Genomic DNA, 17,429 nt, shown 5'->3' on the forward strand with positions numbered 1-17,429 from the left:
TTCCCTCGCCCCGTTCCCGTCCCCGGCCGCCCCGTCCCGCACGTGATGCCCCGTCAACTGCCCGTGCTCCGGTACGCCTGGAGCCCCAGCCGCCACGCCAGCCCGGCCCCCATACACATCAGCGCCGCCACCACGGGCCCCAGGAAGTCCACCCAGCCCGGCAGCCCCAGCGGATCGGGGCGGCCCAGCAGCCGCAGCGCGGGCAGCCAGTTCACGAAGGCCAGCGGGACGAGGAAGGTGACCCCGCGCACCAGCTCCCTGGCGAACACCGTCGGCGGGTACTGCAGCATCGCGTTACCGCCGTAGGTGAAGGAGTTCTGCACCTCGGCCGCGTCCTGCGCCCAGAACTGGAAGGCGGCGCCCGCCGTGAAGACCGCCGCGAAGATGGCCGTGCCGCACACCGCCATCAGCGGCACCATCAGCACCCGGCCCACCGTCCACTCCACCGGGAGATGCGGCAGCGACCAGCCGAGCACCAGCAGCGCCTGGGTGATCCGGCCCAGCCTGCGCAGCGCGAAACGGTCCGCCGCGACCTGCGCGAAGACCGGCGCGGGGCGCAGCAGCAGGACGTCGAGGGTGCCGTCCCGCACCCGCCGGCCCAGCCCTTCGATGCTGCCCAGCAGCAGGTCCGCCAGGCCCAGCGACACTCCGGACGTCCCGTACAGGAAGGCCACTTCGGGCAGCGAGAACCCGCCGAGCGCGTCGATCCGCGAGAACATCAGCATGATCGCGACGAAGTCCAGGGCGTTGGCCGCGAAGTTGCCGAACGCCATCATCAGGAACGAGGCCCGGTAGGCCAGGGCGGAGCGCATCCACATCCGCACGATCAGCCGGTACGCCAAGAACCCCTGCGCAACCCGGCCCCCGCCGTCGCCCGCCTCCCTTCTAGCCACCGTGCACCACCACCTTGCGGGTCGCCGCCGACTGCACCAGCCGTCCCAGCGCCAGCAGCGCCACAGCCCACCCGGCCTGGAACGCCAGCCCCCGCAGCAGCGCGCCGCCGCCGCGCGCGCCCACCAGCACATCGGCCGGCACCTGCAGGACCGCCGCCCAGGGCAGCAGCTGGGCCACCTCGCCCAGGGCGCCGGGGAAGACCCGCAGCGGCAGCACCATCCCCGAGAAGAACATGCAGGCCAGGCCGCTGATCAGGGCCAGCCCCGTGCCGTCGAGGAGCCAGAAGGAGGCCAGTGCGACGAGGTAGCGCAGCGTGAAACTGACCAGCACCCCGAGCAGCACCGACAGCAGGAAACAGCCCCAGGTCAGCGCCTCGCCGGGCAGCGCGAGCGGAAAGGCCAGGGCGCCCACCGCCATCGGCGCCACCCCGCGGCCGATCAGCTGCAGTCCGGCCCGCCCCAGATCCGCGGCGAGCCACCACAGCTGCAGATCCGCGGGCCGGTAGAGGTCCACGGCGATGTCACCGGTGCGGATCCGCTCCTGCAGCTCCTCCAGACCGCCGCCGCCCATCAGGCCCGTACAGGCCAGCAGCGCCTGCCCGGTCCAGACGAAGGCCAGCGCCTGCGCCTGGTCGTAGCCGCCCAGCTGCGGCCGCTCGTGCCACAGCGCGATATACGTGAAGGCGACGATGAAGCCGAAGACGGTATTGGTGAACACACCCGCCACGGTGGCGATGCGGTAGGTGGCGTACCGCCGGAAGCTGCCGGCCGCCACCGCGACGTACCACACGACGCTCTTCCCCCAGCCCCGTAGTCGTCGGACGGCCAAAACACCGGAGCCTAGAGGCCGTGCACGGCAACCCGCCATCGCATTATCACCGCTTCGGGTGAGCCATGGGCGCCGTTCGGCCGGTCAGCTGGCGGACTTCGGTGCGTGCCACCCCGCCGGCCCGGGGCACATGATGCGAGAGTTTCCCCACGGGCGGCAGTTGCTCCGGCGGCATCCCGCGCGCATCCCCCGACACGACACGACCGCCGCGGTACAACCTTCGGCGGCGGCCGAGGAGTCCATACCTACATGAGCGGACAACGCACAGGCTGGCGCCGTGTCCTTCCCACCTGGCGCGCGGTGCTGGGCACCGTGCTGCTGTTCCTGCTGCTCGTCGTCGGCGGGCTGGTCGCCGGCTATCTGCTCGTCGGGATCCCGCCGGCCAACAGCGCCGCGAAGGCCCAGAGCACCGTCTACCTCTACTCCGACGGCTCCGAGCTGGCCCGCGACGGCGAGATCAACCGGCAGAACGTCACCCTCGGCCAGGTCCCGAAGTCCGTCCAGCAGGCCGTACTCGCCGCTGAGGACCGCGACTTCTACTCCGAGTCCGCGGTCGACCCCGCCGCGATGCTCCGCGCCGCCTGGAACACCGTCACCGGCAAGGGCAAGCAGTCCGGCTCCACCATCACCCAGCAGTACGTGAAGAACTACTACCTCGGCCAGGAACAGACCGTCACCCGCAAGGCCAAGGAATTCTTCATCGCCATCAAGCTGGACCGCGAGGTGAGCAAGGACAGGATCCTGGAGGGCTACCTCAACTCCAGCTACTACGGCCGCAACGCCTACGGCATCCAGGCCGCCGCCCAGTCCTACTACGGCCGCAACGCGGAGCAGCTGACCTGCGCCCAGGGCGCCTACCTCGCCACCCTCCTCAACGCCCCCAGCGCCTACGACATCACCGCCCACCCCGGCAACCGCGCCCGGGTGCTGGCGCGCTGGAACTACGTCCTGGACGGCATGGTCAAGCAGAAGTGGCTCACCCAGGCCGACCGGGCCGCGCTGGAGTTCCCCCTGCCCAAGCCCGCCAAGCCCTCCGCGGGACTGTCCGGCCAGCGCGGCTACCTCGTCGAAGCGGTCAAGAACTACCTCACCGACAACAAGATCCTCGACGAGGACACCCTGCGGACCGGCGGCTACCGCATCACCACCACCATCAGCAGGAAACGCCAGAACGCCTTCGTCAAGGCGGTCAACACCCGGGTGATGGACCGCCTCGACGACTCCCGGAAGGTCGACCGCTACGTCCGGGCCGGCGGCGCCTCCATCGACCCCGCGAGCGGCCGGGTCGTCGCCCTCTACGGCGGCATCGACTACGCCAAGCAGTTCGTCAACGGCGCCACCCGCAGCGACTACCAGGTCGGCTCCACCTTCAAGCCGATCGTCTTCGCCTCCGCCGTACAGAACAACTCCACCACCCAGGACGGCGAGCGGATCACCCCCCACACCGTCTACGACGGCACCAACAAGCGGATGACGGTCAGTCACGGCACCCGCACCGGCTTCGCGCCCGCCAACGAGGACGACCGCTCCTACGGCCCGATCACCGTCAGCGAGGCCACCGACAAGTCCGTCAACGCCGTCTACGCGCAGATGGGCATCGACGTCGGCCCCGACAAGGTCAAGGCCACCGCCGTCGACCTGGGCATCCCCGCCGGCACCCCCAGCCTCGCCTCGTCCCAGGGCGCGATCTCGCTGGGCACCGCCACCCCCAGCGTCCTGGACATGACCCAGGTCTACGCCACCCTCGCCCACCACGGCAGCCACCGGCCGTACACCCTGGTCGACAAGATCACCAAGAGCGAGCAGGAGGAGATCGAGCTGCCCGAGCGCGAGGAGACCACCGCCATCCCGCGCACCGCGGCCGACACCACCACATCGATCCTGCGCAGCGTCGTCGACGGCGGCACCGGCACCGCGGCCCAGGGCGCCGGACGGCCCGCCGCGGGCAAGACGGGCACCGCGGAGGACGACAAGGCCGCGTGGTTCGCCGGCTACACCCCCGATCTCGCCACCGTCGTCGCGGTGCTCGGCCAGAACCCGGAGAGCGCCGCCCAGGAACCCCTCTACGGCGCCGGGGGGCTGGCGCGGGTCAACGGCGGCGACTACCCCGCCCAGATCTGGGCCGACTACACCGCGGCCGCGCTGAACGGGCGCCCGGTCCGCGATTTCGACCTGCAACTGGAGGAGGGCGCACAGCCGGAGTCGCCCTCGCCGTCCGGCAGCGACTCGGCCTCCCCCGACGTCTCGGGCTCGCCGTCCGAGGGCCCGACCGGATCCACCCTTCCCACCCCGCCCACCGGCGCCCCCACCCGGCCGACCGGCGATCCGCCCACCCCCACCCCGCCGGCCGAACCCACGCCGACCGCGCAGCCCACCCACGACACCCCGACGTACGAGCCCCAGAGCGACGACCTGGAGCAGCGGCTGCGGTGGCGGTGGGGCGAGGGCGGGTAGCGGCGGCAACGGGCAGGGGCGAGGCCGGCAGGAGCCGCAGCGGGCAGGGGCGGCGCCCTGAGCAGAGGCGTACGCCCCCGCCCCTCAGTGCCCCGAGGTCGCCTTGAGCCCGACCACCGCCACCAGCAGCAGGCAGATGAAGAAGATCCGGGCCGCCGTGACCGGTTCGCCGAGCGTCGTCATGCCGACCACCGCCGCACCGGCCGCCCCGATGCCGACCCACACGCCGTAGGCGGTACCGATCGGCAGGCTCCGGGCCGCGTACGAGAGCAGGACCATGCTGGCGACGATGCCCGCGCCGGTGAACACACTGGGCCACAGCCGGGTGAATCCGTCCGTGAACTTCATCCCGACCGACCAGCCGACCTCCAGCAGTCCGGCGATCATGAGCAGGATCCAGGCCATGACGGGCACCTCCGCGACAAGAGCTTCACCAGGGGTGCGTCGTCTTGTCCTGACCCGGTACGGCGCGTCTCGTCGGGTGCGTCCCGAGGCTGGCAAAGGGCAGCGGAACGGGCGGTGACCTCGGTCACCGCCCGTGGGGAGCGGACGGGGTGCGGCCCCGATGGGGTGACGGGCCGCCGGCCTGGCTACAGGTACAGCCCGGTCGCGTCCTCCGCGCCCTCCAGCCGCTCCGCGGCCACCGCATGCAGATCGCGCTCGCGCATCAGCACATACGCCACCCCGCGCACCTCGACCTCGGCCCGGTCCTCCGGGTCGTACAGCACCCGGTCCCCCACCTCGACGGTCCGCACGTTCTGCCCGACCGCCACCACCTCGGCCCAGGCCAGGCGGCGGCCGACCGCAGCGGTCGCGGGAATGACGATGCCCCCCGACGAGCGGCGCTCGCCCTCGGGGATGTCCGTCCGGACCAGCACACGGTCGTGCAGCATCCGGATCGGCAGCTTGTCGTGGGTGTCCTTGGTGTTATTCGGGCTCACGGCATGACCGTACCTGCCCGGCGGCACCCGGCACGCACCGCGGCCGTCCCCGGGGACAGGCCCTCAGCGGCGGCGCCGGGCGCGCAGCGTCAGCAGACCGACCAGGGCCACGCCGACCATCGCCACCGGAACGATCCGCTCCAGCCGCGGCGCCCCGTCCTCCGACACCAGCTGGGCCCGCACATCCGAGACCGCACGATTGGCGGCCACATACGCCCGCCCCGCCGTACGGTCCACGGCGGCCGCCGCCCTCGCCTTGGCATCGTCCATGATCGTCTTCGGGTGCAGCCGCACACCGATCTCGTCGAGCGTGACGGCGAGCTCCTGCCGCCTGCGGACGATGTCCGCCTCGATCTGCGCCGGGGTCCTGGCTTCCGCCACCGCGCTGCCTCCGTCGTCTCGCGCCGATGCGTACGGGGCCGGGCACGAGGCCCCGTACGGAACCGGCCACACAGCTGACTGCCGATTCGTGATGGACAGTCTGTCAGCTCACGCCCCCCTGCGCCCCACAGCACCCCCGTTTCGCCCCCCTGAGGCGCCCCGGGACGCCCCCGGCGCCCCTCCGCGCGCCGGCTGGCTAATGTCGGGGGCGTACGGACCCACGCTTCGGGGCCCCTGCGGACCCACACCAAGGAGAGTCATGAGCGAGCGACTGCAGCCGGGCGACACCGCCCCCGCCTTCACCCTGCCCGACGCGGACGGCAAGCAGGTCTCGCTCGCCGACCACCGGGGCCGCAAGGTCATCGTCTACTTCTACCCGGCCGCCCTGACCCCCGGCTGCACCAAGCAGGCCTGCGACTTCACCGACAACCTCGACTTCCTCGCCGGCCACGGCTACGACGTCATCGGCATCTCCCCCGACAAGCCGGAAAAGCTCGCCAAGTTCCGCGAGCAGGAAGACCTGAAGGTCACCCTGCTCGGCGACCCCGACAAGACGGTCCTGGAGGCCTACGGCGCCTTCGGCGAGAAGAAGCTCTACGGCAAGACCGTCACCGGCGTCATCCGCTCCACCGTCATCCTTGACGAGGAGGGCACGGTCGAGCGCGCCCTCTACAACGTCAAGGCCACCGGCCATGTCGCCAAGATCATCAAGGACCTGGGGCTGTAGCCGCAAGCGAGAGCAACGCCGGCGCCCCGTGTCAGGGTGACCCGGGGCGCGAGCCGTGGTCGGTTTCTGCGAGTGCACCACGGGTTCCCGACGCCGTGGCCGTATGGTCCGGCAGTTCGAGCACGGCCTCGGCGCCGCCGTCCGCGGCGGCGCCGAAGTCCAGCCGCGCCCCCAGCACCCCGGCCTGCCCGGCCGCGATCGTCAGCCCCAGACCGTGCCCGGTCCCCCGCTCCGGCGCCGCCGTACGGAACCGCCGCGGCCCCTCCGCACACAGCTCCGCCGGATAGCCCGGACCGTGATCGCGCACCACGATCCGCGACCCCGCCACCACCACCTCGATCGGCGGCTTGCCGTGCTTGGCCGCGTTCGCCAGCAGGTTCACCAGCACCCGCTCCACCCGCCGCCGGTCCGTCTCCACGATCCGCGGCTCCCCCTCCACGGCCACCGACACCTCGTCCACCCCGCGCTGGCGCGCCGCCCGCCGCACGATCCCGCGCACCAGCGACGGCAGCTCACAGGCGTCCAGATCCGCCCGCTCCACCCCCGCGTCCAGCCGCGAGACCTCCAGCAGGTCCTCCACCAGCCGCCGCATCGCCTGCGCCCGGTCCCGCACCAGCTCCACCGCCCGCGGCTGCGGCAACAGCTCGGCGGCCGCGACCAGACCGGCCACCGGCGTCCGCAGCTCATGCGCCACATCCGCGGTGAACTCGCGCTCCGCCTGCGCCTGGGCCGCCAGCGACATCGCCATGTGATGCACGCTCCGGCCCAACTCGGCCACCTCGTCGCGCCCGTTGCTCGCCAGCGCATCCGCGTCCGGCGCCTCCCCCGCCGCGATCCGCCGCGCCGCCGCCGCGCTCAGCCGCAGCCGCCGCGACAGCCGCTGCGCGACGAACCACGACACCACCGCCATCAGCACGACCGTGCCGCACCCCGCGATCAGCAGCGCACGGTCCAGCGCCAGCTGCGACGGATCGTCGCGCGGGTAGGAAGCGGACACCGACAGCGTCCGCGTCGGAGCGCCCTCGCCGGAGCCCCCGACCCCGGTCGCCGCCCACACCCGGGGATCCTCACCGCCGCTGATGTACGTCCCCGACCTGTTCTTGAACACCGCGTCCCGCAACGGCGACGGCAGCGTCGCATCGTCCACCTGCGCCCCCAGCGCCCGCGTGCCGTCCCGCTCGTAGATCTGCAGCGCCGAACTCAGCCGGTCGTCCTGATACGCCCGCGCCGCCCGCTCCCGCTCGGCGTCCGCTATGTGGTGCACCGCAAAACCGAGCACCACCACGGCCAGCGCCGTCATTCCCGAAATGGCCAGGGCGATCCGGCCTCGAATGCCCATCACGCGAGGTTGTACATCTCCGTCGTGTCACCGAGCGGCGTCGAGCCCTCGTACCGCACCTCGAGACCGGTGAACACCAGCCCCCCGTCGACCGCCTTCGGGGCGAACAGCCGGAAGGTCGCCGGGAAACCGGCATCCGCACCGCCCCCCGTGGTCTTCTCCACCTGCACCACACCGGCGCCGAACGCCTCACGGGCACCGTAGTACTTCCACGAGATCCCGGTCGCCACCGTCCCCGCGTCCCGGCAGGCCAGCGTGATGACATGCGGTTTGGACACCGGCGTGCCGAAGCCGCAGTCCCGCACCCCCGGCAGGCCGGAGGACGGCTTGGCGTCCTCCTTCACGTCCTGCACCGCCGCCGTCTTCGGCGCGGCGTCCACCGCCGACGCACGGTCCGACGCCCGGCCGAACCACACCCCGCCGGCCACCAGCACCGTCACCGCGGCACAGGCCGCCAGCGCGGTACGCGCCCGAAGCCGGCGAGACCTCTCGCGGTCGGTCATCACGTTCTCCTCCCGGGGACCACGCCCCGTACCCCCAGCCGGCACCCAAGAATGCCGCACCCGGCGGTCCACTCTGCCGCCCCCCGGACACAGGCTGATTGCCCGGACACTGCGGTGACCACTCGGCTGTGTACCAGTCCTGTAACAAGCCCTGTCACACCCCTGGCGCGAACCCCGCCCCACCCCTGCCGGAAGCCGCCCCGCGCACCGGACGGACCGGCCACGCGTGACGAATCTCGCTTCGGCCCTCCTGAGTGGTTTGGAGGGCCGCTCCGCTGCGCAGACGCACCTGTCGTATCCCCGCCGCGCACCGCGCGCTGACCGACCGAGAGGACCGCCTCGTGCCGACCGGCAGCACCGAAGCCGACCCCGCGCCCGACCAGGACCGGGACGCGCGAAAGCGCCACCGGGTGCTCTTCCGTGCCGTCGCCCGGCGCAAGAACCCCAAACTGCGGCGCACCGACATCACCGTCACCGACGAGCGCGTGGTCAAGCGCGCCGTGAAGGCCGCCGCGCTCGGCAACGCCATGGAATGGTTCGACTTCGGGATCTACAGCTACCTCGCGGTCATCATCGGCAACGTCTTCTTCCCCGGCGGCAGCGACACCACCAAGCTGCTGTCGTCGTTCGCGACCTTCGCGGTGGCGTTCCTCGTACGCCCCCTGGGCGGCGCCTACTTCGGCCCGCTCGGCGACCGTATCGGCCGCAAGAAGGTCCTCGCCCTCACCATGATCATGATGGCCCTGGGCACCTTCTGCATCGGCCTGATCCCGTCCTACGCCACCATCGGCTTCTGGTCCCCGGTCCTGCTCATCCTCTTCCGCCTCATACAGGGCTTCTCCACCGGTGGTGAGTACGGCGGCGCCTCCACCTTCATCGCCGAGTACGCCCCCGACAAGAAGCGCGGTTTCTACGGCAGCTTCCTGGAGATGGGCACCCTGATCGGGTACACCGGCGCGGCCGGCATCGTGCTGCTGCTCAACACCACCGTCGGCGACGCCGCGATGAACAGCTGGGGCTGGCGCCTGCCCTTCCTGATCGCCGGTCCCCTCGGCCTGGTGGGCCTCTACCTCCGGGTCAAGCTCGACGAGACCCCCGCCTTCCAGAAGTTCGAGGCCGCCCACACCCACGCCGCCACCGGCTCCGTCGTCGAGGCCGAGGCCGAGTTCTCGCACCTGTCCGAGAACGCCCCCAGGAAGAAGATCGGCGCGATCTTCGCCCAGCAGTGGCCCACCCTCATCCTGTGCATCGCCCTGGTCGGCGCGTACAACATCACCGACTACATGCTGCTGTCGTACATGCCGACCTACCTGACGGACACCCTCCACTACGAGGAGACCCACGGCCTGCTGATCCTTCTCGGCGCCATGGTCGCCCTGATGTGCGTCATCAGCACCGTCGGCAAACTGAACGACCGCTACGGCCGCAAGCCCCTCCTGATGACCGGCATGCTCGGCTTCTTCATCACCGCCATCCCGGCCTTCCTCCTGGTCAATCAGGGCAGCCTCGGCGCGGTCATCGGCGGCATGGCCCTGCTCGGCCTCTGCCTGGTCTGCCTGCTGGGCACCATGTCCGCCGCCCTCCCCGCCCTCTTCCCCACCAACGTCCGCTACGGCTCCCTCTCCATCGGCTACAACCTGGCCGTCTCCCTCTTCGGCGGCACCACCCCCCTGGTGATCACCGCCCTGATGGGCGCCTTCCACGGCAACGTCATGGTCCCCGCCTACTACACGATGGGCGCCGCCCTCGTCGGCGTCATCGCCGTGGCCTGCATGAAGGAGACCGCGCAGCAGCCCCTCGACGGCTCCCCGCCCTCCGTCGCCACCAAGAAGGAAGCCGTCGAACTCATCGAGGCCCAAACCCCGGAACCACGCTTCTGACCCCACACCACACCCCCTCCGCGGGCCTCGGGACCCCCCTCCCCGAGGCCCGCGGCCTTTTCCTGCCGCACTTGTCACTACGGCCGTAACCGGCTCCGCGTTCGATCGTTGTTCTGTTCGAGAGGGCGCGCGGGGGCGGGCTCGGCGCGCGGGACGGGGGAATCATGCCGGTCAAGTACACGCCCGAACGACTCGTGCAGGCCGCGCGCGCGTCATCTTCATTCGACGACGCCGTGCGATGGTTCGGCGGGACACCGACGCCGGGCAGCAGACGCTATCTGCGCGCAAAGATGCGGGAAGCAAGGGTCGACACCACACACTTCACAGCCCCCGGCGTACGGCACACCGAGGCCAGACTTCGCGAGCTGGCGGCCTGCTCGCACAGCACTGCCGAGGTCGTACGCCGCCTCGGCATCAGCCCGGTCGGCGGAAATCAGGCACACATCGGCCGGCGCATCGCCGAACTGGGCATCGACACCTCGCATTTCACCGCTTCGCCCCGCGAACGCCCCAAGGCCGCCAAGCGCGATCGTCTGGTACTGGGCTCGCCGGCCGACGGCCGCACCGCGGGTGAACGCCTCCGCAAGGGGTTGCTGCGCCAGGGGGTTCCCGAACGGTGTGTCATGTGTGGCACGGGTGCGCGGTGGAACGGCAAGCCGTTGCGCCTGGAAGTCGATCACCTCAACGGGGACTGGTGGGACAACCGCCCGGCCAACTTGCGCTTGCTGTGCCCCAACTGCCACACCGTGACCGACACTTATCGCGGCCGCAAGCCGCGGCGGAAGTGACGGCCTGCCCATGGCCCGGCGCCTCGCCTACACCCGCGACGTGCTGACGCGTACGGCCGCTGCCTCCACCAGCCTGGTCGACATGCTGCGTCGGCTCGGAGCACCCATGGGCAGCGGTCCACGCAGATACCTACGCGACCGGCTGCGGCACTATGGCATCGACACCACGCACTTCGTCGACGAACCGCTCCCCCGCCGTGAGCCGCGTTCGTACACCGAGGCACTGCTCAAGGAAGCCGCCGCGCAATCCCACAGCATCCGGGAAATGATGGAGTACATGGAGGTGCCGCCGTACGACAGCGCGTACACCCACCTCCGCAGGAAGCTGGATCAATTCGGCATCGAGACCTCCCACTTCACCCCTCGCAGGCCTGGCTCCTCCCTGCTCCCACGCGGAGACCTGGAAAGCGCCGTGGCCTCCGCACAGAGTCTCGCCGGAGTCCTCGCCGGCCTCGGCCGGACCGACAACGGCACATCGCGAAGAGCCGTGAAACGCAGCATCGAGGCATACGGCCTGTCGACCGGGCACTTCACCGGTCAGGGCCACAGACGGGGGCTCCCTTCCCCGGCCCGGAAGTCCGCCGACACCATCCTGCGGCGAAGCGAGCCGGGTTCACGACGCGAGAGGACGACGTTCTTACGCCGCGCCCTCGATGAGAAGAACGTTCCCCGGCAGTGCACGGAGTGCGGTCTCGGGGACACCTGGCAGGGCAGGCGGCTCGTCCTGGAGATCGACCACATCAACGGTGACCGGCTGGACAACCGTCTGGAGAACCTTCGCTATCTGTGTCCCTCGTGCCACAGCCAGACGAGGTCTTTCTCCTCCCGGTCGGCGCACTCGGCCATCCCCGCACAGCCGCCCGCCGAGGCACAGTAGGGTAGGCGCGCGGGCCCGTACCCCAGCTGGCAAGAGGGCGCCGGTTTAGGTCCGGTGTGTCGTGGGTTCGAATCCCACCGGGCCCACCTACGAATACGGCCTCCCCGTCGGACGGGGAGGCCGCTTTCGTGCCCAGCAGTCGGCTGCCGCCTCAGCCCAGCAACTCCCGCACCACCGGTGTCAGCGCCCGGAACGCCTGGCCGCGGTGGCTGATGGCGTTCTTCTCGGCGGGGGGCAGTTCGGCGCAGGTACGGGTGTGGCCGAGGGGCTGGAGGATGGGGTCGTAGCCGAAGCCGCCGGTGCCGGAAGGGGTGTGGCGGAGGGTGCCTTCGAGCTTGCCCTCGACGACGCGCTCGGTGCCGTCGGGGAGCGCGAGGGCCGCGGCGCAGAAGAAGTGGGCGGCGCGGTGTTCGTCGGCGATGTCGGACAGCTGGGCGAGGAGCAGGGCGAGGTTGGCCTGATCGTCGCCGTGGGTGCCCGACCAGCGCGCGGAGAAGATGCCGGGGGCGCCGCCGAGGACGTCGACGCACAGGCCGGAGTCGTCGGCGACGGCGGGGTGGCCGGTGGCCTGGGCAAGGGCATGGGCCTTGAGGAGGGCGTTCTCGGCGAAGGTGACGCCGGTTTCCTTGACGTCGGGGATCTCGGGATAGGCGTCGGCGCCGACAAGGTCCACATCGAGGTCGGCGGTCTCCAGGATGGCCCGGAGTTCGGTGACCTTGCCGGCGTTGCGGGTGGCGAGGATGAGGCGACGGGGGGCTGCGGAGTGTCCACCGGTGTGAGGCTGCATGGGCAGTGATTATCCCGGTGTGCAGATCCTCGTCATGTCATGGGCCCCGTCGACGATCGGCTGTATGTCCGGGGCCTTGTTGTTGTCGAGGTCCTTGCGGGCGGCCTTGATGCCGTTGTTCGTCTTGTCGACGGCCTTGGACAGCTCGGGGTCGTTGGCTTCCTTGCTCAGCTTCCGCAGGTTGGTGTCGATGTTGTCGAGGGCCTGCTCGGCCTTCTGCGGGTCGGTGAGGGAGTTGTCCGCGGCCTGCTGGAGCTTGTCGACGGCGTTGACGACGGAGGTGGCGGTCTTGGCGCAGTCCATGGCCTTCTGGACCGCCCCGCAGGAGGAGAGCAGCGGTATCGCGAGGCTCGCGACGGCTAACGCGGCGGCTGCGGTGGCGGCGGGGCGACGGTGCCGGCGGGTGCGCGGGGCCATGGTGCGGTTCCTTCCCTCGGGTCATGCTCGGGCAAAGGAAGAAACGCGGGGTGGGGCCGTTTGGTTGCCCGGACACCGGTGCCGGGGGTCAGATGAGCCCGGTCTGGGTGAGCAGCATGGCGAGGACGACGACGAGGGTCCAGCCGAGGAGGTGCTCCAGGAGCCGGGAGTCGTCCTGGGGCCCGCCGGTGCGGGGGCGGACGCGGGGCGCGGTCGCGGCAGTTGTGGGCATGGCTCCACCATGCGACGGCCGCGGGGGCCTTTTCCAGAGAGGGACGCCCCATGAGAAAAGCCTCACAGGGGCGCACAGGGGGAGGATGCGGGGCCTCCCCCTGTGGCGCGGTGGTTCACGCGGCGGGCCCGCTCAGCCGGCAGGCCCGCTCAGGCGGCAGGCCCGTCAGCCGGCGGCCCGCTCAGGCGGCGGGCCGCTCAGGCGGCGGGCCGCTCAGGCGGCGGGCCGCCCCCTCAGAGCGTGCGGGCCAGCGCCGCCCGCTGGGCCTCGTCGAGTTCGGCGCAGCCGGCGACGGCGAGGTCGAGGAGGGAGTTGAGTTCCTCGCGGGCGAAGGGCTCGGCTTCGGCGGTGCCCTGGACCTCGACGAAGCGGCCGTCGCCGGTGCAGACGACGTTCATGTCGGTGTCCGCGCGGACGTCCTCCTCGTAGCAGAGGTCGAGGAGGGGGGTACCGCCGACGATGCCGACGCTGACGGCGGAGACGGTGCCGGTCAGCGGCTTGCGGCCGTGCTTGATGAGCTTCTTGCCCTGGGCCCAGGTGACGGCGTCGGCGAGGGCGACATAGGCGCCGGTGATGGCGGCGGTGCGGGTGCCGCCGTCGGCCTGGAGGACGTCGCAGTCCAGGACGATGGTGTTCTCGCCGAGGGCCTTGTAGTCGATGACGGCGCGCAGCGAGCGGCCGATGAGGCGGCTGATTTCGTGGGTGCGGCCGCCGATCTTGCCGCGGACGGATTCGCGGTCGCCGCGGGTGTTGGTGGAGCGGGGCAGCATCGAGTACTCGGCGGTGACCCAGCCTTCGCCGGTGCCCTTGCGCCAGCGCGGTACGCCCTCGGTGACGGAGGCGGTGCAGAAGACTTTGGTGTCGCCGAAGGAGATGAGGACGGAGCCTTCGGCGTGCTTGCTCCAGCCGCGTTCGATGGTGACCGGGCGGAGCTGTTCGGGCGTGCGGCCGTCGATGCGAGACATGGCGTAGACCCTATCGGGAATGGCGAGGGCCCCACTCCGGGGCGGTGAACGTCCGGGGCGGGGCCTTCGGGAGCGGCCTGGCGGCCGGCTCGTCAGCTCACATCATGTCTTCGATCTCGGCGGCGATGGGGTCGGCGTCGGTGCCGATGACGACCTGGATCGCGGTGCCCATCTTGACGACGCCGTGGGCGCCGGCGGCCTTGAGGGCGGCCTCGTCGACGAGGGAGGAGTCGACGACCTCGGTGCGGAGGCGGGTGATGCAGCCCTCGACCTCCTCGATGTTGTCGAGTCCGCCGAGCCCGGCGACGATCTTCTCAGCCTTGCTGGCCATGTCCACTCCTGCTTGTCTCGGCCGCCGGCGGTTGCGCCGTGCGGTTTTCACACCGTAACGCACGTTCAGCCCAACAATATGGGCGTTTGTCCACGGTCTCGCGAAGGATGGCGATCACCGGAGTGCGCACCGGAACGGTCCGCACCACGAGTGGTCTACACCACCAGTATGCGGCAAGCACGAGGCCGGTTGCCGACGGGCCGACTGCCGGGAGGACACGGATGAGTTCGGACGCAGCGGCGGCGGCACCGGGGAAGAAGCGGGCGCAGAATCTCTTCCAGGGTCTGCAGAAGATGGGGCGCAGTCTGCAGTTGCCGATTGCCGTCCTGCCCGCTGCGGGAATTCTCAACCGTCTCGGCCAGCCGGATGTGTTCGGCGCGGACGGGCTGGGCTGGGACGCCGTCGGCAAGGTGTTCGCGGCCGCGGGCGGTGCGCTGCTGGATTCGGGGCTCGGGCTGCCGCTGCTGTTCTGCATCGGTGTGGCGATCGGCATGGCCAAGAAGGCGGACGGCTCGACGGCGCTGGCCGCGGTGACCGGATTCCTCGTCTACTTCTCGGTCATGCACGCGTTTCCGGCGGGCTGCGCCGCGGGCCAGACGTACACCCAGGCGGGCCTGTGGAGCGGGGTGTGCGTGGACCGGAAGCTGACGGTGACGCAGGCGTCCTTCCAGAATCCGGGGGTGTTCGGCGGCATCGTCATGGGGTTTCTGTCCGCCTGGCTCTGGCAGCGCTTTCACCGGGTCAAGCTGGTGGACTGGCTGGGGTTCTTCAACGGCCGCCGGCTGGTCCCGATCATCATGGCCTTCGTGGGCCTGGTGTTCGCGGTGCTGTGCCTGTTCGTCTGGCAGCCGATCGGTGATGCGCTGACGAGCTTCAGCCAATGGCTGACGGGCCTGGGGGCGTGGGGTGCGGGGATCTTCGGTGTCGCCAACCGCGCGCTGCTGGTGATCGGCCTGCACCAGTTCCTGAACACGTTCGTCTGGTTCCAGTTCGGCAGTTTCACCAAGCCGGACGGCACGGTCGTCCACGGTGACATCAACCGGTTCCTGGCGGGCGATCCGACGGCGGGGCAGTTCACCACCGGGTTCTTCCCGATCATGATGTTCGCGCTGCCGGCCGCGGCGCTGGCGATCGCGCACTGCGCCAAGCCGCACCGCCGCAAGGAGATCGCGGGCATGATGCTGTCGGTCGGCCTGACGTCGTTCGTGACGGGTGTGACCGAGCCGATCGAGTACTCCTTCCTCTTCGTGGCGCCGGCGCTGTACGCGATCCATGCCGTGCTGACGGGTGTGTCGATGGCGGTGAGCTGGGCGCTGGGGGTGCACGACAGCTTCAGCTTTTCGGCCGGCCTGATCGACTACGTCATCAACTGGGGGCTGGCGACCAAGCCCTGGCTGATCATCCCCATCGGACTGTGCTTCGCGGTGGTCTACTACACCCTCTTCCGTTTCGTGATCACGAAATTCCGTCTGCCGACGCCCGGCCGGGAGCCGGATGAGGTGGGGGACGCGATGGAGCGGGAGAACGTGAAGTAGGGGGAGGACGGGGGCGGGGCAGGCGCGGAAAGCGCCTGCCTTTTCCGCTGCCCGGGGGCCGGTGCTCATGTGGTCCACACCACTTGGAAGAATGGATTCCTTTATGTCAGGTCTACGTGCTAAGAATGGTCTAAACCACTAGTGGTGTAGACCAAGGTGTAGACCAAACGCGGGCCGTCCCCCCTTTTGAGTGCCCGCCTCACCAGGAGGAATCCGATGAGTTCGGCCACCGCCACGGCGGCCCCCGAGAAGAAGGGCCGCGGCTCCGGCGCCATGGCCGTGGCCCAGCGCATCGGCCGCAGTCTCATGCTGCCGATCGCCACCCTGCCCGCCGCCGCGCTGATGCAGCGACTGGGCCAGTCGGACATGCTCGGCCGGGATTCCCTCCCCGCCTTCCTGAACAAGATCGCCGAGTTCATGGCGGCCGGCGGCAGCGCGCTGTTCGACAACCTGCCGCTGCTCTTCGCGGTGGGCATCGCGATCGGTTTCGCCAAGAAGTCCGACGGCTCCACCGGTCTGGCCGCGGTCGTCGGCTACCTGGTGTTCAAGGAGGTGCTGGGCACCTTCAAGGACACCAACCTGCCCAAGATCCAGGACGTCGTCGACGGCAAGGTGGCCAACGTCGCCCCGCCGGTGGACGCGGGCGTGCTGGGCGGCGTCGTGATGGGCATCGTGGTCGCACTGCTCTACCAGCGCTACAGCCGCAAGAAGCTGCCCGACTGGCTCGGCTTCTTCGGCGGACGCCGTCTGGTGCCGATCCTCTCCGCCCTTGCCGGCCTCGTCATCGGCATCGTCTTCGGCTACATCTGGCCCGTTCTGGGGACCGGGCTGCACAGCTTCGGCGCCTGGCTCGTCGGCTCGGGCGCGGTGGGCGCCGGAATATTCGGCGTCGTCAACCGTGCGCTGATCCCGGTCGGGATGCACCACCTGCTGAACTCCTTCCCGTGGTTCCAGGCCGGTGACTACCAGGGCAAGCACGGCGACATCGCCCGCTTCCTGGCCCACGACCCCACGGCCGGACAGTTCATGACCGGCTTCTTCCCGATCATGATGTTCGCCCTCCCGGCCGCGTGCCTGGCGATGGTGCACTGCGCACGGCCCGAGCGCCGCAAGGTCGTCGGCGGCATGATGTTCTCCATCGCGCTGACCGCCTTCATCACCGGTGTCACCGAACCGATCGAGTTCACCTTCATGTTCATCGCCCCGGTGCTGTACGCCATCCACGCGGTGCTGACCGGTGTCTCGATGGCGCTGACCTGGGCGCTGGGGATGAAGGACGGCTTCGGCTTCTCGGCCGGCGCGATCGACTTCGGACTGAACCTCGGCATCGCCACCAAGCCGTGGCTGCTCCTCCTCACGGGGCTGGCCTTCGCGGTGCTGTACTACACCGTGTTCCGGTTCGCGATCGTCAAGTTCAACCTCCCGACCCCGGGGCGCGAGCCCGAAGAGGAGACCGCCGCGGAGGACAAGGCCCAGTACAAGGGCTGATCCGCCACCGCCCGACGGCGGTCGCGCAGACGGCTGAGGCCCCCGGAATCCCAACGGTTCCG

Annotated in this window: 19 protein-coding genes, 1 tRNA gene and 1 riboswitch; of the genes, 8 read left to right on the forward strand and 12 right to left on the reverse strand. The window is 70.4% G+C overall.

Annotated elements, in window-relative coordinates:
* Positions 1-53: 53 nt before the first annotated feature.
* The gene (locus tag CFW40_RS12345; protein ID WP_088802071.1) at positions 54-818 is read right to left on the reverse strand and encodes an ABC transporter permease; all 765 of its coding nucleotides are present in this window, start codon (positions 816-818) and stop codon (positions 54-56) included.
* A gap of 67 nt (positions 819-885) precedes the next feature.
* Positions 886-1,683: an ABC-2 family transporter protein gene (locus CFW40_RS12350; RefSeq protein WP_088797833.1), complete on the reverse strand. Its 798-nt coding sequence runs from the start codon at positions 1,681-1,683 to the stop codon at positions 886-888.
* Positions 1,684-1,971: 288 nt separating this feature from the next.
* Between CFW40_RS12350 and CFW40_RS12355 the strand changes: the two genes are divergently transcribed.
* Positions 1,972-4,176, forward strand: a complete 2,205-nt coding sequence (locus CFW40_RS12355; protein ID WP_088797834.1) for a transglycosylase domain-containing protein — start codon at positions 1,972-1,974, stop codon at positions 4,174-4,176.
* Between the two features lie 84 nt (positions 4,177-4,260).
* On the opposite strand, the gene CFW40_RS12360 is transcribed toward CFW40_RS12355, so the two are convergent.
* The 3 genes from CFW40_RS12360 to CFW40_RS12370 form a co-directional block, all read right to left on the reverse strand.
* Positions 4,261-4,581, reverse strand: coding sequence for a multidrug efflux SMR transporter (locus CFW40_RS12360; protein ID WP_088797835.1), 321 nt, complete (start codon positions 4,579-4,581; stop codon positions 4,261-4,263).
* 33 nt (positions 4,582-4,614) lie between these two features.
* Positions 4,615-4,687: riboswitch (guanidine-III (ykkC-III) riboswitch) on the reverse strand.
* Positions 4,688-4,766: 79 nt separating this feature from the next.
* Positions 4,767-5,069, reverse strand: a complete 303-nt coding sequence (locus CFW40_RS12365) for a co-chaperone GroES (protein WP_048828920.1) — start codon at positions 5,067-5,069, stop codon at positions 4,767-4,769.
* A 111-nt stretch (positions 5,070-5,180) separates the two neighbouring features.
* The gene (locus CFW40_RS12370) at positions 5,181-5,498 is read right to left on the reverse strand and encodes a DUF3618 domain-containing protein (protein ID WP_088797836.1); all 318 of its coding nucleotides are present in this window, start codon (positions 5,496-5,498) and stop codon (positions 5,181-5,183) included.
* 259 nt (positions 5,499-5,757) lie between these two features.
* Here CFW40_RS12370 and bcp point away from each other — a divergent pair, with 259 nt between their 5' ends.
* Entirely contained in the window at positions 5,758-6,225 is a 468-nt protein-coding gene (gene bcp, locus CFW40_RS12375) for a thioredoxin-dependent thiol peroxidase (protein WP_088797837.1), read from the forward strand.
* A 31-nt stretch (positions 6,226-6,256) separates the two neighbouring features.
* Here bcp and CFW40_RS12380 read toward each other — a convergent pair whose 3' ends face one another.
* Together CFW40_RS12380 and CFW40_RS12385 are read right to left on the reverse strand one after the other, a co-directional pair.
* Entirely contained in the window at positions 6,257-7,564 is a 1,308-nt protein-coding gene (locus CFW40_RS12380; protein ID WP_088797838.1) for a HAMP domain-containing sensor histidine kinase, read from the reverse strand.
* Complete coding sequence (locus CFW40_RS12385) at positions 7,564-8,067, reverse strand: hypothetical protein (protein ID WP_088797839.1); 504 nt, start codon at positions 8,065-8,067, stop codon at positions 7,564-7,566. Before CFW40_RS12385 ends, CFW40_RS12380 begins: the two co-directional genes overlap by 1 nt.
* A 341-nt stretch (positions 8,068-8,408) precedes the next feature.
* Between CFW40_RS12385 and CFW40_RS12390 the strand changes: the two genes are divergently transcribed.
* The 4 genes from CFW40_RS12390 (at position 8,409) to CFW40_RS12405 (ending at position 11,698) form a co-directional block, all read left to right on the forward strand.
* Complete coding sequence (locus tag CFW40_RS12390) at positions 8,409-9,947, forward strand: MFS transporter (RefSeq protein ID WP_088797840.1); 1,539 nt, start codon at positions 8,409-8,411, stop codon at positions 9,945-9,947.
* A 164-nt stretch (positions 9,948-10,111) separates the two neighbouring features.
* Positions 10,112-10,735: an HNH endonuclease gene (locus tag CFW40_RS12395; RefSeq protein WP_088797841.1), complete on the forward strand. Its 624-nt coding sequence runs from the start codon at positions 10,112-10,114 to the stop codon at positions 10,733-10,735.
* 10 nt (positions 10,736-10,745) lie between these two features.
* A complete protein-coding gene (locus tag CFW40_RS12400) occupies positions 10,746-11,612 on the forward strand; it encodes an HNH endonuclease (protein WP_088797842.1) in 867 nt (288 codons plus the stop codon).
* A gap of 11 nt (positions 11,613-11,623) precedes the next feature.
* Positions 11,624-11,698: transfer RNA gene (locus tag CFW40_RS12405), tRNA-Leu, on the forward strand.
* A 65-nt stretch (positions 11,699-11,763) separates the two neighbouring features.
* Here the strand turns inward: CFW40_RS12405 and rdgB are convergent.
* From rdgB to CFW40_RS12425, 5 genes are all read right to left on the reverse strand, one after another.
* Entirely contained in the window at positions 11,764-12,399 is a 636-nt protein-coding gene (rdgB, locus tag CFW40_RS12410; RefSeq protein WP_088797843.1) for an RdgB/HAM1 family non-canonical purine NTP pyrophosphatase, read from the reverse strand.
* Positions 12,400-12,408: 9 nt separating this feature from the next.
* Entirely contained in the window at positions 12,409-12,816 is a 408-nt protein-coding gene (locus tag CFW40_RS12415) for a hypothetical protein (RefSeq protein ID WP_088797844.1), read from the reverse strand.
* Positions 12,817-12,904: 88 nt separating this feature from the next.
* Complete coding sequence (locus CFW40_RS36120; protein ID WP_107440497.1) at positions 12,905-13,048, reverse strand: SCO1431 family membrane protein; 144 nt, start codon at positions 13,046-13,048, stop codon at positions 12,905-12,907.
* 233 nt (positions 13,049-13,281) lie between these two features.
* The gene (gene rph, locus CFW40_RS12420; RefSeq protein WP_088797845.1) at positions 13,282-14,013 is read right to left on the reverse strand and encodes a ribonuclease PH; all 732 of its coding nucleotides are present in this window, start codon (positions 14,011-14,013) and stop codon (positions 13,282-13,284) included.
* Positions 14,014-14,110: 97 nt separating this feature from the next.
* Positions 14,111-14,350, reverse strand: a complete 240-nt coding sequence (locus CFW40_RS12425) for a glucose PTS transporter subunit EIIB (protein ID WP_208683897.1) — start codon at positions 14,348-14,350, stop codon at positions 14,111-14,113.
* A gap of 215 nt (positions 14,351-14,565) precedes the next feature.
* Here CFW40_RS12425 and CFW40_RS12430 point away from each other — a divergent pair, with 215 nt between their 5' ends.
* Both CFW40_RS12430 and CFW40_RS12435 read left to right on the forward strand, forming a co-directional pair.
* On the forward strand, positions 14,566-15,879 hold the full coding sequence (locus tag CFW40_RS12430; protein ID WP_088797846.1) for a PTS transporter subunit EIIC: 1,314 nt from the start codon (positions 14,566-14,568) through the stop codon (positions 15,877-15,879).
* Positions 15,880-16,095: 216 nt separating this feature from the next.
* Entirely contained in the window at positions 16,096-17,367 is a 1,272-nt protein-coding gene (locus tag CFW40_RS12435) for a PTS transporter subunit EIIC (protein WP_088797847.1), read from the forward strand.
* Positions 17,368-17,429: the final 62 nt, after the last annotated feature.

The organism is Streptomyces sp. 2114.4 (genome assembly GCF_900187385.1).
Taxonomy (GTDB): Bacteria; Actinomycetota; Actinomycetes; order Streptomycetales; family Streptomycetaceae; genus Streptomyces; species Streptomyces mooreae.